The organism is Microbacterium phoenicis, assembly GCF_047302325.1.
Lineage (GTDB): Bacteria > Actinomycetota > Actinomycetes > Actinomycetales > Microbacteriaceae > Microbacterium.
In genome coordinates this window covers 1,299,215-1,314,258 of sequence record NZ_CP154849.1, presented here as the reverse complement: position 1 = coordinate 1,314,258, position 15,044 = coordinate 1,299,215, and the positions used below count along the sequence as shown (strand labels likewise).

At 70.9% G+C, this 15,044-nt stretch carries 10 protein-coding genes and 1 other RNA gene; 2 read left to right on the top strand and 9 right to left on the bottom strand.

The genetic code is table 11. From position 1 onward, the window contains the following. Positions 1-2: 2 nt before the first annotated feature. The 3 genes from ABCU91_RS06385 to ABCU91_RS06375 are packed head-to-tail and all read right to left on the bottom strand — an operon-like array spanning position 3 to position 4,581. A complete protein-coding gene (locus ABCU91_RS06385; RefSeq protein WP_413355204.1) occupies positions 3-2,123 on the bottom strand; it encodes a DNA polymerase III subunit gamma and tau in 2,121 nt (706 codons plus the stop codon). Then, the gene (locus ABCU91_RS06380; protein WP_406922400.1) at positions 2,120-3,082 is read right to left on the bottom strand and encodes an asparaginase domain-containing protein; all 963 of its coding nucleotides are present in this window, start codon (positions 3,080-3,082) and stop codon (positions 2,120-2,122) included. Before ABCU91_RS06380 ends, ABCU91_RS06385 begins: the two co-directional genes overlap by 4 nt. Then, positions 3,079-4,581 (bottom strand): amino acid permease, encoded by a 1,503-nt coding sequence (locus ABCU91_RS06375; protein ID WP_413355203.1) that lies wholly within the window; start codon positions 4,579-4,581, stop codon positions 3,079-3,081. Before ABCU91_RS06375 ends, ABCU91_RS06380 begins: the two co-directional genes overlap by 4 nt. 174 nt (positions 4,582-4,755) lie before the next feature. Here ABCU91_RS06375 and ABCU91_RS06370 point away from each other — a divergent pair, with 174 nt between their 5' ends. Then, entirely contained in the window at positions 4,756-6,153 is a 1,398-nt protein-coding gene (locus tag ABCU91_RS06370) for an aspartate ammonia-lyase (protein WP_413355202.1), read from the top strand. Here the strand turns inward: ABCU91_RS06370 and ABCU91_RS06365 are convergent. Further along, a complete protein-coding gene (locus ABCU91_RS06365; protein WP_406922403.1) occupies positions 6,119-6,802 on the bottom strand; it encodes a FadR/GntR family transcriptional regulator in 684 nt (227 codons plus the stop codon). The genes ABCU91_RS06370 and ABCU91_RS06365 overlap by 35 nt on opposite strands. A 111-nt stretch (positions 6,803-6,913) precedes the next feature. Here ABCU91_RS06365 and ABCU91_RS06360 point away from each other — a divergent pair, with 111 nt between their 5' ends. Next, positions 6,914-8,011: an NAD(P)-binding domain-containing protein gene (locus ABCU91_RS06360; protein WP_413355201.1), complete on the top strand. Its 1,098-nt coding sequence runs from the start codon at positions 6,914-6,916 to the stop codon at positions 8,009-8,011. A 2-nt stretch (positions 8,012-8,013) separates the two neighbouring features. On the opposite strand, the gene ABCU91_RS06355 is transcribed toward ABCU91_RS06360, so the two are convergent. The 5 genes from ABCU91_RS06355 to ffs form a co-directional block, all read right to left on the bottom strand. After that, positions 8,014-10,632: a glycoside hydrolase family 65 protein gene (locus ABCU91_RS06355; RefSeq protein ID WP_413355200.1), complete on the bottom strand. Its 2,619-nt coding sequence runs from the start codon at positions 10,630-10,632 to the stop codon at positions 8,014-8,016. A 59-nt stretch (positions 10,633-10,691) separates the two neighbouring features. After that, positions 10,692-11,414 carry an HAD family hydrolase gene (locus tag ABCU91_RS06350; RefSeq protein WP_413355382.1) on the bottom strand — a complete coding sequence of 241 codons (723 nt, stop codon included), beginning with the start codon at positions 11,412-11,414 and terminating at the stop codon, positions 10,692-10,694. Positions 11,415-11,436: 22 nt separating this feature from the next. Beyond that, a complete protein-coding gene (locus ABCU91_RS06345) occupies positions 11,437-12,660 on the bottom strand; it encodes an acetate/propionate family kinase (RefSeq protein ID WP_413355199.1) in 1,224 nt (407 codons plus the stop codon). Next, complete coding sequence (gene pta / locus ABCU91_RS06340; protein ID WP_413355198.1) at positions 12,657-14,795, bottom strand: phosphate acetyltransferase; 2,139 nt, start codon at positions 14,793-14,795, stop codon at positions 12,657-12,659. The genes ABCU91_RS06345 and pta overlap by 4 nt, the downstream gene beginning before the upstream one ends. A gap of 72 nt (positions 14,796-14,867) precedes the next feature. After that, positions 14,868-14,964, bottom strand: an RNA gene (ffs, locus tag ABCU91_RS06335) — signal recognition particle sRNA small type. Between the last annotated feature and the right edge of the window lie 80 nt (positions 14,965-15,044).

The window sequence follows — 15,044 nt, the reverse complement described above, 5'->3', positions numbered from 1 at the left end:
GATCAGTTGAACCTCGTCGGAGGGGTGTACGGCTCTTCGCGGACGAAGCGCGCACCGAGGAGCTGGCGGACGGCGGCCTCGCCTACCCGCTCGATCCCGCCAGGACGGGGTCCGCGGGGCGGCTCGGCGGCGAGACGGGGCGGAGGCGGCGAGTGGACGGGAACCGGAGCATCGGCATCCACCGGCGGCGGGATGTCGTCCTCGTCGTCGTCGGACGGAGCCTCGGCCGGAAGGACGTCGCCCTCGCGCTGCACGGTGAGCGTCCGCACCGGTGATGGCGCGGCGTCCTCCGGCTCGTCGTCGACGGGGAACTGCGCGGCCGGTGCATTGTCGTCGGTCGGGATCGGAGCGACCGCCCACTCTGTCACGGGCGCCGCCGAAGCGGGCGCGGATCGGGGCGCTGACGCGGGCCGGGATGCCGCGACCGGCGACACCCCGTAGCCGCCCTCGGGCGCGTCGGGCTCGGGCGGTGCGTCGGGACCGATGCCGCCGGGCGGCGGCGGAGTCGGATCGGTGTCATGGCGGGTGAGGTACTTCACCCGCACGCCGAGCACCGACAGTATCGCGCTGCGGAGGTCCTCGCTCGGCCCCTTGCCTGCAGAGAGCTTCTTGAACGACTGCACGTCGGAGTGGCTCTGGAACGACAGCGTCAGGATGTCGCCTTCGGCGTACGCGACCGGGCGCGATGCCGTGGCGATCATCCACGACGTGCGGCTGATGTCTTCGAGGCGGCGCAGGATCTCGGGCCACGAGTCGCGGACCTGCTCGAACGTCACCGGCCCGGAGGGAACCACCGGCTCGGGAGCAGCGGCGGGCGGAGGCGAAGCGGGCTCGGGGGTCGCGGCGGGCGCGGGCTCCTGTGCCACGGCGGGCGCCTGTGCTGCTGCAGGTGCCGGTGTCTGTGTTACTGCAGGTGCCGCCGCGGGAGGGGTCGATGCCGACGCGGTCGCCGCGGGGCGGGGCGCAGCCGCCGAGTGTGGAGCGGGAGCCGCCGCCGGGACCGAGGCCGCGGGAGCGCCGGCATCCGTCGCCGCGAGGACGCGCGCCACGAGGAGCTCCAGCTGCAGGCGGGGCGAGGTCGTGCCGGTCATGTCGTCGAGGGCCGTCACGACGAGGTCGGCGATCCGCGAGAGCCGGTCGGTGCCGAAGGCGGATGCCTGTCGCGCCATGCGCTCGAGCTCGTCGACCGGCACACCGCGCAGCACGGCGCGGGCGCCCTCGCCGGTCGCGGCCACGATGATGAGGTCGCGCAGGCGCTCGAGCAGGTCGTCGACGAAGCGCCGCGGATCCTGACCGGTCTGCACGACGCGGTCGACGGCTCCGAACGCGGCCGCCGCGTCGTGGGACGAGAAGGCGTCGACGACCTCGTCGAGCAGCTCGGCGTGCGTGTACCCGAGGAGGGCGACGGCACGTTCGTAACCGACGGCGCCGTCCTCGGACCCGGCGATCAACTGGTCGAGCAGCGACAGCGTGTCGCGAGGGGATCCGCCGCCGGCGCGGACGACGAGGGGCAGCACACCCGCCTCGACGGAGACGCCCTCGGTGGCGCAGAGCTGTTCCACGTACTCGAGCATCGCGGCGGGTGCGACCAGGCGGAACGGGTAGTGGTGGGTGCGCGAGCGGATCGTGCCGATGACCTTCTCGGGCTCGGTCGTCGCGAAGATGAACTTGACGTGCGCAGGCGGCTCCTCGACGAGCTTGAGCAGCGCGTTGAAGCCCTGCGCCGTGACCATGTGCGCCTCATCGAGGATGAAGATCTTGAACCGGTCGCGCGCGGGCGCGAACACGGCGCGCTCGCGGAGGTCGCGCGCGTCGTCGACGCCGTTGTGGGATGCCGCGTCGATCTCGACGACATCGAGGGAACCGCCCCCGCCGCGACTGAGCTCGACGCACGAGTCGCATGTGCCGCACGGGGTGTCGGTCGGCCCCTGCGCGCAGTTGAGGCACCGCGCGAGGATGCGTGCCGACGTCGTCTTGCCGCAGCCGCGAGGGCCCGAGAAGAGGTACGCGTGGCCGACACGGTCGCTGCGGAGCGCCGTCATGAGCGGCTCGGTCACCTGGCTCTGCCCGATCATCTCGCCGAAGGTCTCCGGGCGATAGCGGCGGTACAGAGCGGTGGTCACCACAACAGACTACGGCGTGGCACCGACATCCGATCCGGTGCTCGTCCTTCGACCGCGGCGGCGATCGCGTCGCGCTCGGCGCCCGCGGCCAGCATCGCCGCGAGCAGGATCCGCGCCTGACCCGGTCGCAACGTCGGCGAGTGGAGCGCACCCGCCGCGGCGAGGTCCGCTCCGCCTCCTCCCCCGCCGTACGACGGGACGAGGAGCCCGCGGGGCACGCGACTCGAAACGACGACCGGGATGCCGCTCGCCACCGCATCGCGCACCGCGGCGACGACCGTCGGGGTCGTGTTCCCCGACCCGAGCGCTTCGAGCACGATGCCGGCGGCACCGGCGGCGAGGCTCGCCCGCAGATGGACCTCGTCAGCCCCCGGAGGGAGCGCGACCACGTCGACCCGGACCCCGGAGACGTCGCCCACGACGTGCGGAGGCGCCCCGGCATCCCGTCGTGCGTGCCCGAAGGCGTCGGCGCGGTCGGTGGTCAGCTTCGAGAGCCCCCACGTCGAGAGGATGCGGCCGCCGAAGGCCACCCAGACGCCCGGGACGGCGGCGCGGGTTGCCGCCAGTGCGACGCGGATGTTGTCGGGACCGTCGGAGGCGGGGTCGTCGGCGGTGAACTGGGCGCCCGTGAAGACGACGGGGATCCGCGGCTCGCCGACCTGGATCGCGGCGAGGAGCGAGGTCTCCTCGAGCGAGTCCGTTCCGTGCAGGACGAGGACGCCGCGCACCTCGTCGTCGGCGACGGCGACCGCCACCGCGTCGACGATGTGCTGCATGTCGGCGAGGGTGAAGGTCGCCGAGTCGGCGGCGAGCGCGTCGACGACGCGGACGTCGTCGTCGGGCGCCAGTCCGTGGAGGAGAGCGCCCCCGCCGAGGGCGGGAGCGCTCGATCCGTCCGGCGACCGGCGGCTCGCGATGGTGCCGCCGGTCGCGATGACGACCAGGTGCTGGCGGCTCACGCGCCGCTCTCGTCGGTGCGCTGCAGGGCGGCGATCGTGCCGGTCTGCTCGGCCGCCAGCATCCGGATGCGATCGCGCAGCAGGAACCACCCGCCGATGAGCGCCGGCACGATGACGATGAGCGAGCCGACCGTGAACGTGCCGATCGGGAAGTCGAGGGCCATGAGGACGATGACCGAGCCGAGGAACACGAGCGTGATCCATCCCGTGTACGGTGCCCCCGGCATCCGGAACGAGGGTCGTTCCATCACACCGGCGCTCGCCAACCGCTGCAGCTTGATCTGGCAGAGGATGATGACGCCCCAGGCGCTGATGATGCCGAGCGCCGACACGTTGAGGGCGATCTCGAACGCCTGCGACGGGACGACGGCGTTGAGCGCGACTCCGAGCAGGGTCACGGCCGCCGTGACCGCGATGCCCATGTACGGGACGCCGGCGCGGTTCATGCGCATGAGGGGCGCGGGAGCCGAGCCCGTGACGGCCATCGAGTGGAGGATGCGGCCGGTCGAGTACAGGCCGGCGTTCAGCGATGAGACGACGGCGGTGAGGACGACGAGGTTCATGATGACGTCGGCCCCTTCGACCCCGATCGACCCGAAGAAGGTGACGAACGGGCTTTCGCCGGACTTGTAGCTGGTGAACGGCATGAGCAGCGTGAACAGCAGCACCGAGCCGACGTAGAAGACCGCGAGACGGAACACGACGGCTCGGATCGCCTTCGGCATGATGGTCCGCGCGTTCTCGGTCTCGCCCGCGGCCGTGCCGACGAGCTCGATCGACGCGTAGGCGAAGACGACGCCCTGCACGACGATGAGGGCGGGCAGGATCCCGTTGGGGAACACACCGCCGTTGTCGGCGATCAGGTGGAAGCCGGGCGTCGTCCCCGCGACGGGCGTGCCCGTGACGACGAAGAAGATGCCGACGACGAGGAAGGTCACGAGCGCGGCGACCTTGATGATCGCGAACCAGAACTCGAGCTCGCCGAAGACCTTCACCGACAGCAGGTTCATGGCCAGGACGAGGACCAGCGCGACGAGGGCGAACACCCACTGCGGGATGCCGGCGAGCACCGGCACGTACTGCTTGAAGAAGTTCATGTAGAGCGCGACGGCGGTGACGTCGGCGACGGAGGTCATGGCCCAGTTGAGCCAGTACATCCAGCCGGCGGCGAAGGCCATCTTCTCGCCGTAGAACTCGCGGGCGTACGAGACGAACGACCCCGTCGAGGGGCGGTGGAGGATCAGTTCGCCGAGCGCGCGCATCACGAGGAAGGCGAAGATGGCGCAGACGGCGTAGACGAGGACGAGAGCGGGACCCGCCGTCGCGAGTCGACCGCCGGCTCCCATGAACAGGCCTGTCCCGATCGCGCCGCCGATGGCGATCATCTGGATCTGACGCGGCCGGAGGCCCTTATGGAAGCCTGCGCCTTCGGCCTGCGCGATCGAGGCCGTGCGGAGCAGCGCGGCATCCGTCTTCGGGGAGGTCGACTCCGTCGTCATGCGTTCTCGCTTTCGTCGCCGCGCGGCACCGTCGCCGCTCGGATCGTGATATCTGCCTTACAGGTTCGGGAACACTGAACACCCGGATCGCGCTGGAGTCAAGTTTTTTCGCGAGGAACAGTTGGGATCTGTCTGATAGGTTTGCGCCGTTCGCCCCTCGAGGAAGAGACCGACATGACGACGACGCGCACCGAACACGATCTGCTCGGCCCCGCAGAGATCCCCGCCGACGCGTACTGGGGAGTGCACACCTCCCGCGCCCGCGACAACTTCCCCGTGACGGGGGTTCCGATCGGCACCTACCCGTTCCTCTTGCGGGGTCTCGCCTTCGTCAAGGAGGCGGCCGCCCTCGCCAATCGGGACCTCGGCCTCTTGGACCCGGCCCGTGCCGATGCCATCGCGGCGGCCTGCCGAGAGATCCGGGGCGGCGCCCTCGCGGACCAGTTCGTCGTCGACGTGATCCAGGGGGGCGCGGGGACGTCGACCAACATGAACGCGAACGAGGTCATCGCCAACCGCGCCCTCGAGATCCTGGGTCACGCGAAGGGCGAGTACACCCACCTGCACCCCAACGACCACGTGAACCTCAGCCAGTCGACCAACGACGCCTACCCCACGGCGATCGACGTCGCACTCGTCGAAGGCGTCGACGGACTGGATGCCGCGATGGGCGTCCTCCACGACGCGTTCGCGGCCAAGTCGGCCGAGTTCTCGGGGTTCGTGAAGATCGGGCGTACGCAGCTTCAGGATGCCGTCCCGATGACGCTCGGCCAGGAGTTCGGCGCCTTCGCGGTCATGCTCGACGAGGACCGTCTGCGCCTGCGCGAGTCCGCGCGGCTGCTGCTCGAGGTCAACCTCGGTGCGACGGCCATCGGCACGGGACTCAACGCGCCGGTCGGCTACGGGCCGCTCGCCGTCTCGCACCTCGCGCAGCTCACCGGCCGACCGTTCGCCCCCGCGACCGACCTCGTCGAAGCGACCCAGGACCCGGGCGCCTTCGTGCACCTGTCGGGCATGCTCAAGCGGATCGCCGTCAAGCTCTCCAAGACCTGCAACGACCTGCGGCTGCTGTCGTCGGGTCCGCGCGCCGGCCTCGGCGAGATCACCCTCCCCGCCCTGCAGGCGGGCTCGAGCATCATGCCCGGCAAGGTGAACCCCGTCATCCCCGAGATGGTGACGCAGGTCGCCTACACGGTGATCGCCGACGACCTCGCCGTCACCCTCGCCGCCGAGGCCGGGCAGCTGCAGCTCAACGCGTTCGAGCCGGTCATCGTCCGGGCTCTCTCGCAGAGCATCGCGCACCTGACCGCCGCGTGCCGCCTGCTCGCCGAGCGCTGCGTCAGCGGCATCCAGGCCCGTCCCGACGTGATGGCCGCACGCGTCTCCGACTCGATCGGGCTCGCGACGGCGCTGAACCCGCTCATCGGGTACCGCGCGGCGACCGAGGTCGCCGGCGAAGCCCTGCGCTCGGGCCGCTCGGTGCCCGAGGTCGTCCTCGAGCGCGGTCTGCTCGACGCCGATGCGCTGGCGGCGGCGCTCAGTCCCGCGAAGCTGGTTCCGACAGCGGGCTGACGACGCGTTCGACGGCGCCGAGGTGCGCCCGCATCGCCTCGCGTGCCTCGATGGCGGACCCGATCCCGATGGCCTCGGCGATCGCGCGGTGCTCGCGCGACGACGGTTCGCGCCGGTGGGCGATGAGGTTCACGACGCCGGACTGGTGGCTGAGCGCGTCGCGGATGTCGCCGACGGCGCGGGCGAACACCGCGTTGCCGGATGCCTCGGCCACGAGCACGTGGAAGCGCGAATCGAGCTCGACCCACTCCTCGGGGTCGGTCGTCGCGTCCATGCGGTCGCACAGGGCGACGAGGTCGGCGCGCTGCTGCGCGGTGCGGCGTTCGGCCGCGAGACCGGCCGCGGGGACCTCGATGTGCGGACGGGCCTCGCTGAGGTCGCGCGGCGAGAACCCGCCGTAGCCGAGTGCCGGCGCCGGCCGGTCGGAGGCGACGTACGTGCCGCTGCCGGTGCGGGTGCGGGTGAGGCCGAGGGCCTGCAGCGACCGGAGGGCTTCGCGCACGCTCGGACGGCTGACGCCGTAGCGCTCCGCGAGGGCCGCCTCGGAGGGGAGCCGCTCCCCGACGCCCAGGCGACCCGCGACGATGTCCTCACGGAGGCCGTCGAAAACCCCGTCGGCGGCGCGAGCGCCGACGGACGGCGAGCTCATCGAGCGCCCCCGGTCCGCCTCGTCACGCATGCCATCCGGTCAGCCTAACGGGCGTGCGATCGAGGAGGTCGACCCGGGAACAGCGCGCCCCCGGCGGGCGTTGCAGCGACCATGTCCCCCGCGCCCGTCGATGTCCTCGTCATCGGGGCAGGTCAGGCGGGACTGAGCGCTGCGTACCACCTGCGTCGCCGCGGGTTCGTTCCTCTCGGTGACGTTGACGGCTCACCCACCTTCATCGTGCTCGACGCCGAGTCCGAGCCCGGCGGCGCATGGCAGCACCGCTGGGCGACCCTGCGCATGGGGACCGTGAACGGCATCCATGAACTGCCCGGTTACGCCGTGCCGCCGGCCGATCCGCAGGCCCCGAGCCGCGAGGTCCTGCCCGCCTACTTCGCCGCGTACGAGGACCGGTACGACCTGCGCGTGCGACGCCCCGTCCGAGTCCGCGCCGTCCGACGCGCGGACGACGATCCGCGCGGGCTGCTGACGGTGGATGCGCAGGATGCCGACGGTCCGCTCTCGTGGTCGGCGCGATACGTCATCAACGCCACCGGGACGTGGCGGAAGCCGTTCTGGCCAACCTACCCCGGGCAGGGCTCGTTCGCGGGGCGTCAGCTGCACGTGCACGACTACCGGTCCGCCGAGGACTTCCGTGATCAGCGCGTCGTCGTCGTGGGTGCCGGGGTTTCGGCTATCCAGCTGCTCGACGAGATCTCGCAGGTGACCGACACGTTCTGGGTGTCGCGCACCGAACCGCAGTGGGACGCGACCGGGTTCGATACGGCTGCGCGGATCCAGGCGATCGCGGGCGTGGAGGAACGCGTTCGGCAGGGGCTGCCGCCGGGGAGCGTCGTCTCGGTCACGGGCGCTCACTGGTCGCCGTGGGCGGAGGCCGCGGAGAACCGCGGCGCCCTGGTGTGGCATTCCATGTTCACCGCGATCGAACCGAAGGGCGTACGGATGCCGGACGGCACCCTCGAGCCTGCGGACGTCATCCTCTGGGCCACCGGTTTCCGTGCCGACATCGCCCACCTCGCCCCGCTGCGGCTGCGCACCGCGGCCGGCGGCGTCCGCGTGCGCGACACCCGTGCGATGGACGAGCCGCGCCTGTTCCTCATCGGGTACGGACCGTCGCAGTCGACGGTCGGCGCGAACCGCGCCGGACGCGACGCGGTCAGGGCGATCGTCCGCGACCGCGCCGCCGGCTGAGCTCAGACCCGGGCCGTGACGTCTCCGGCGCCCTGCGCGGGGATCTGCTGCGTGCGGGTGTCGGCGTCGGCCGCGATCTCGTCCGCGGCATCCGTCCCCTCCGGATCGACCGTGACGACCGGGATCGTGCCGGTGTGGACCGGAACCGAGGTCGCAGCCGTCGCGTCGGGGACCGAGGCGGACAGGAGCGTGCCGTCCTCACGGAGCTGCTCGCCGATCTGCTGCAGCGTCGGCCGCCCCGGGATGACCGGGCCCTGGCCGTCGAGCGGAACGGTCACCGTCTCGCCGCCCGCGACCGTGTAGCCCGCGCCGCGGACCGTGAACGACACGGCGTCGCCGTCGCCTGCACTGACGACCATCTCGTCACGGCGGACCGTGACCTGCAGGCGCGTGCCGTGCCAGTGGAGCGTGTACGACAGCGACGGCCAGTCCGCGGGCAGGCGCGGATCGAAGGTCAGCGCGCCCCGATGGTCGCGCATGCCGCCGAATCCGGCGACGAGTGCGGTCCACACCCCACCCGCGGAGGCGACGTGAACGCCGTCGGAGGCGTTCGCGTGCAGGTCGCCGAGGTCGACGAAGGCCGATTCCCGGAAGTACTCGAGCGCGAGGTCCTGATACCCGACCTCCGCCGCGAGGATCGCCTGGACGACGGCGGACAGCGTCGAGTCGCCCGTCGTCAGCGCGTCGTAGTACTCGAAGTCGGCGAGCTTCTCAGCGGGCGTGAACTGGTTGCCCTGCAGGAACAGCGCGAGCACGACGTCGGCCTGCTTGAGCACCTGGTACCGGTAGATGACGAGAGGGTGGAAGTGCAGCAGGAGCGGACGCTGCTCTTCGGGGGTGTTCTCGAGGTCCCACACCTCCCGTTCGAGGAAGACCGCATCCTGCGGGTGGATGCCGAGGGCCTCGCTATACGGGATGTGCATGGCCTCGCCGGCGCTCTGCCACGCGACGGGCTCGGCTTCGTCGAGATCGAGACGCTCGGCCATCGCACGATACGCCTCGGGCTGGTCGATGGACATCTCGCGGACGACCCGCGCCGCGTAGCGCAGGTTGTAACGGGCCATGACGTTCGTGAAGAGGTTGTCGTTGACGACCGTCGTGTACTCGTCGGGGCCGGTCACACCGTGGATGTGGAAGCTCTCGGGGTCGCCCGTCTCGGTGAACCTCCAGAACCCGAGCGTCGCCCACAGACGCGCCGTCTCGACGAGGATGTCGACGCCCTCGCGGTAGAGGAACTCGGTGTCCCCCGTCGCGCGGACGTACTTGCCGAGGGCGAAGGCGATGTCGGCGTTGATGTGGTACTGCGCGGTGCCCGCCGCGTAGTAGGCCGAGGCTTCCTCGCCGTTGATCGTCCGCCATGGGAAGAGCGCGCCCGCCTCGTTCAGCTGACCCGCACGCTTCCGGGCCGCGGGGAGCATGAGGTACCGCATCCGCAGGGCGTTCCGCGCCCAGAGCGGCGTCGTGTAGGCGAGGAACGGCAGGACGTAGACCTCCGTGTCCCAGAAGTAGTGGCCGCTGTACCCCGAGCCCGTGACTCCCTTCGCCGGCACGCCGAGCGAATCGGCGCGGGCGGCCGCCTGGGCGAGCTGGTACAGGCACCAGCGCGTCGCCTGCTGCAGATCGTCGTGCCCCTCGATCACGACGTCCGAACGCTCCCAGAACGCCGAGATCCACGCCTGCTGACGATCGAACAGGTTCTGGATGCCTTCGTGCTCGACGCGGTCGAGGGTGCGGCGACCGCGCTCCACGAGCTCACGGGCGGGGACGCCGCGGGACGTGTGGTACGCGACGGCCTTCGTGATCGTGACGGGCACGCCCTGGCGGGCCTGCACGCGGAAGACGTTCTTGGCGATGTCGGGCTCGACGAGCGACCGGGAGGAGTACTCGTTCTCGGTTTCGACGAGGTGGTCGGCGACGACGGCGACGGTCATGCCCGACTCGGTCACCTTGTACGACAGCGCCGAGCGGTCGCCGTCCTGCCAGTACTCCTCGGGCTGAAGCACGCGGCCGTTGAAACCGTCGGCCTTCCGAGGGTCGAACCCGGCTTCGGCCTTCGCGCCGTGCGCAGCGCCGCCGTAGACGTCCTGGCCGTCCTGTCGGTTGATCAACTGGCAGCTGACGGTGACGGGGGCGTCGGCGTTGAGGACGGTCACCGAGATCCGCATGACGGCGACGTGGCGCTCCTCGAACGACACGAGCCGCTCGTAGTCGACGACGACGTCCTTGCCGCTCGGGGTCATCCAGCGGACATGGCGGGTGAGGACGCCCCGTCGCATGTCCAGCGCGCGCTCGTATTCGCGGAGGTCCGCGATGTCGAGCGAGAGCGGCTCGTCGTCGACGTAGACCCGCATGACCTTGCTGTCGGGGGCGTTGATGATGGTCTGCCCGACCTCGGCGAACCCGAAGGCGCGCTCGGCGTGCCGGATGGGGAACACTTCGTGGAACCCGTTGAGGAACGTGCCGTGCTCGTGCGCGTGGCGTCCCTCGGGGTGGTTGCCGCGCAGCCCCAGGTAGCCGTTGCCCTCGGCGAAGATGGTCTCGGTGACGCCGGGATCAGCGAGGGAGAAGGACGTCTCGACGAGACGCCACGGGTCCACGGGGAAGCGCTGACGATCGATCATGAAGGGTCCTTTTCGGGAGACAGGACGAGAAGTGAAGGGGATGCCGGGGGTCTGACGCGTCAGACGAAGACGGCGAGGTCGTCGACGACGACGTGGGCGCCGGCCTCGCGCAGCGCGTCTGCGCCCGCGCCTCGGTCGACACCCACCACGAGACCGTACCCGGCGGCGGCGGCCGAGCGCACGCCCGAGTGCGCGTCCTCGACCGCAGCGCTCCGCGCCGGATCGACGCCGAGCATCTCGGCGGCACGGGCGAAGACGTCGGGCGCGGGCTTGGACGCCAGGTGCTCGGTCTCGGCGACGACGCCGTCCATGATGACCGGGAAGCGGTCGACGATCCCCGCGGCCGTGAGGACCTCGCGGGCGTTCTTCGAGCTGGAGACGACGGCGATCGGGATGCCGGCTGCCTGGAGCTTCTCGACGAGCGCGAGCGATCCGGGGTAGGCGGCGATCCCCTCGGCGCGCAGGACACGCTCGAACACGAGGTTCTTCCGGTTGCCGATGCCGCACACCGTGTCGGCCGACGGATCGTCGGACGGGTCGCCCCACGGGACCTCGACGTCACGGGAGCGCAGGAGGCTCGCGACGCCGTCGTAGCGCTTCTTGCCGTCGAGGTGCTCGAAGTAGTCGCCCTCGGCGTAGGCCGGTTCGATGCCCCAGGCGGTGAACAGCTCGGTGAACATGCTCTCCCAGGCGTGCATGTGGACTTCGGCCGTGGGCGTCAGCACGCCGTCGAGGTCGAAGAGGACGCCGTCGTAGCGGGTGAGGTCGGGGAGGTCGGCCATCGTCACCGCTCCAGCGTATCCGTCACGCCGTCGCGACCGCGTGGGCCTGGCGGGCGATCTCGAGTTCCTCGTCGGTGGGGACGACGAGGACGGTCACGGGTGAGTCATCGGTGGAGATGACCCGGATGCCGCGCTCGCTCGACGCGTTGCGCTCGGCATCCAGCCGCACCCCGGCGAAGCCGAAGGTCTCGAGCGCGGCGGCGCGCACGACAGCGGAGTTCTCGCCCACGCCCGCCGTGAACGAGATGACGTCGGCGCCGCCAAGCTGAGCGAGATAGGCGCCGATGTAGGCGCGGAGCCGGTGGATGTAGACGTCGAAGGCGAGGCTCGCGTCGGCATCCCCCTCTCGGCGGCGCGAGTCGATGTCGCGCATGTCGGAGGCGCCGGCGAGGCCGAGCAGGCCGCTCCTCTTGTTCAGGAAGGTGTCCAGCTCCCCCGGTGTTATGTCCTCGCGCCGGGCGAGGACGCCGAGGACGGAGGGGTCGATGTCGCCCGAGCGGGTTCCCATCACGAGGCCTTCGAGCGGAGTGAGCCCCATCGACGTGTCGACCGACTCGCCGCCGCGGATCGCGGTCGCGGAGGCACCGTTGCCGAGGTGCAGCACGATCTGAGAAAGGTCGGAGAGGGGCCGACCGAGGAAGGCGGCGGCCGCCTCGCTGACGAATTTGTGGCTCGTGCCGTGGAAGCCGTACTTGCGGATGCGGTGCTTCTGCGCCGTCTCGCGGTCGATGGCGTACGTATATGCCGCCGCCGGCATCGTCTGGTGGAAGGCGGTGTCGAACACGGCGACGTGGGGCACGTCGGCGAACGCCGCCCGCGCCGCGCGGATGCCCTGGAGCGCCCCCGGGTTGTGCAGTGGCGCGAGGGCCGAGAGCTCGTCGATGTTGATCTCGACGAGCGGGGTGACGAGCGTCGGCTCGAAGAAGCGCGCACCGCCCTGGACGACGCGATGGCCGACGGCGACGGGGCGGTCCCGCTCGAGCGACGGGCCCTGAGCATCGAAGGCGTCGAGCATAACCGCGAAGCCGGTCGTGTGGTCCGGGATCGGTCGCTCGATGCGCGTCGTCGCCTTCGTCGCCGTGACGCCGGCTCCCTCCCCGGCGAAGAAGACGGTGTGCGTGGCGACGCCGGTGGCCTCGCCGATCCGCTCCACGAGACCCGAGGCCAGAGCCCGCTCGGTCTCGACGTCGACAAGCTGGTACTTGAACGACGACGAGCCGCTGTTGATGACGAGGACGGGGGTCATGCGCGTGTCTCCGGGGCTGCGGCATCCGCCGCGTTCTGGGCTTGGATCGCGGTGATCGCGATCGTGTTCACGATGTCTTCGACGAGCGCTCCGCGGGAGAGGTCGTTGATGGGCTTGTTGAGACCCTGCAGGACCGGCCCCATCGCGACGGCGCCCGCCGAGCGCTGGACGGCCTTGTAGGTGTTGTTGCCGGTGTTCAGGTCGGGGAACACGAAGACCGTGGCACGGCCCGCGACGTCCGACCCCGGCATCTTCGTCGCGGCGACGGCGGCATCGGTCGCGGCGTCGTACTGGATGGGACCTTCGACGAGGAGCTTCGGGGCGCGTTCGCGCACGAGCGCGGTGGCCTCGCGGACCTTCTCGACGTCGGCGCCGGAGCCGGACTCCCCCGTCGAGTACGACAGCATCGCGACCCGCGGCGAGATCCCGAACTGGTCCGCCGTCGCCGCGGACGAGACCGCGATGTCGGCGAGCTGCGGGGCGGTCGGGTCGGGGATCACGGCGCAGTCGCCGTAGACGAGCACGCGGTCGGCGAGAGCCATGAGGAACACGCTCGAGACCACGTCCACACCCGGCTTCGTCTTGATGATCTCGAACGCGGGACGGATCGTGTGGGCCGTCGTGTGCGCCGCACCCGAGACCATGCCGTCGGCGAGTCCCAGGTGCACCATGAGCGTGCCGAAGTAGGAGACGTCCGTGACGGTGTCGGCGGCCTGGCGGAACGTGATGCCCTTGTGGGCGCGCAGCCGCTCGTACTCCCGGGCGAACTTGTCGACGTGGACGGCGTCGAACGGGCTCAGGACCTCGGCGGCCTGGATGTCGAGACCCAGCTCGAGCGCACGGGAGCGCACCTCGATGGGCTCGCCGAGGATGGTGATGTCGGCGATGCCGCGCGCGAGGGCCGTCGCCGCGGCGCGCAGGATGCGGTCGTCGCTCCCCTCGGGCAGCACGATGCGGCGCCGCTCGCGGCGCGCCCGCTCGATGAGGCCGTACTGGAACATGAGCGGCGTGACGACGCTCGAGCTCGCGAGGCCGATGCGTCGCAGTAGATCGTCGGTGTCGACGTGCTGGTCGAACAGCGACAGTGCGGTGTCGTAGCGGCGCTGCGAGTGGGCGGCGAGGCGACCGCGTGCGCTCATGATCCCGCGGACGGTCTCATAGGTGCCTTGATCGGTCGCGAGGATCGGGAGGTTCGAGTCGAGACCGTCGATCAACCGCTCGACGTGCTCGGGCAACTCGAAGGGTCCGTAGAGGACGATGCCCGACAGCGACGGGAAGGTGCCGGACGCGTTGGCCAGCAGCGCTGCGAGCAGCACCTCGGTGCGGTCGGCCGCCACGGCGAGGATGGCCGCTTCTTCGAGACGCGGCAGGACGTTGTTGAGCGACATCCCCGCGACGACGACGTGGAGCACCTCCCGCTCGAGCAGGGCCTCGTCACCCTTCATGAGGGTCGCGTCCAGCGATCGGGCGACGTCGCGGACCGAGGGCGCCACGAGGTAGGCGTCCTCGGGGATCGCCCAGACACCGATGTCGCCCTCGGCCGCGGGCACACGCCGCACGGCGGCGACGATGTCATCGAGCCGGTCGGGGTCGGCGCGGTTGACGACGACCGCGAAGATCCCCGCACGCTCGTGCTTGAGCTCCGCCAGGGCGAGCGTGGCGAGGTTCCCCACCTGCTCGGGGGACAGGCCCGCGGCATCCGTCGACCGCTCGCCGTCGGCGGGCTGACCCGACAGCACGACGAGGACCGGAGCCCCGAGGTTCGCGGCGATCCGCGCGTTGTAGCCGAGCTCGGCGGGACTCCCCACGTCGGTGTAGTCGCTGCCGATGATGACGACGGCGTCGCACTGGGCTTCGACGGACTTGTACCGCTCGACGATACGGCCGAGGGCGGCATCGGGATCGGCGCGGACCTCGTCGTAGGTGGCGCCGATGCACTCGTCGTAGCCGAGGTCGACGCCGTCGTGGTCGAGGAGCATCTCGAGCACGTAGTCGCGTTCCTCGGTGGACCGGGCGATCGCTCGGAACACCCCGACGCGCGGCGACCGACGGCTCAGGGTGTCGAGGACACCCAGGGCGATCGTCGACTTGCCGGAGTGACCTTCGGCGGAGGTGATGTAGATGCTCTGAGCCACGCTCCCAGCCTAGGCTCGCGGCCCATGCACCGGCTGGGTGCCGCCGCATCTCGCCGAACGGCATCAGGGCAAAAGAAAGACTCTCCGCGAACCCGGCAGAGCCCGGTTACCCTTGCTACGTTTCCGTCCTGGGGGAGTTGGCCTGGTTGCCGTCTCGCGGAGAGCTGCTGCAAGTCTACCCGACGTCGGCCGCCGCCCAGCGACGCCGGGTTAGCATCGGTCCTGGCGCGCTGCTGCGCCCACCGCGTG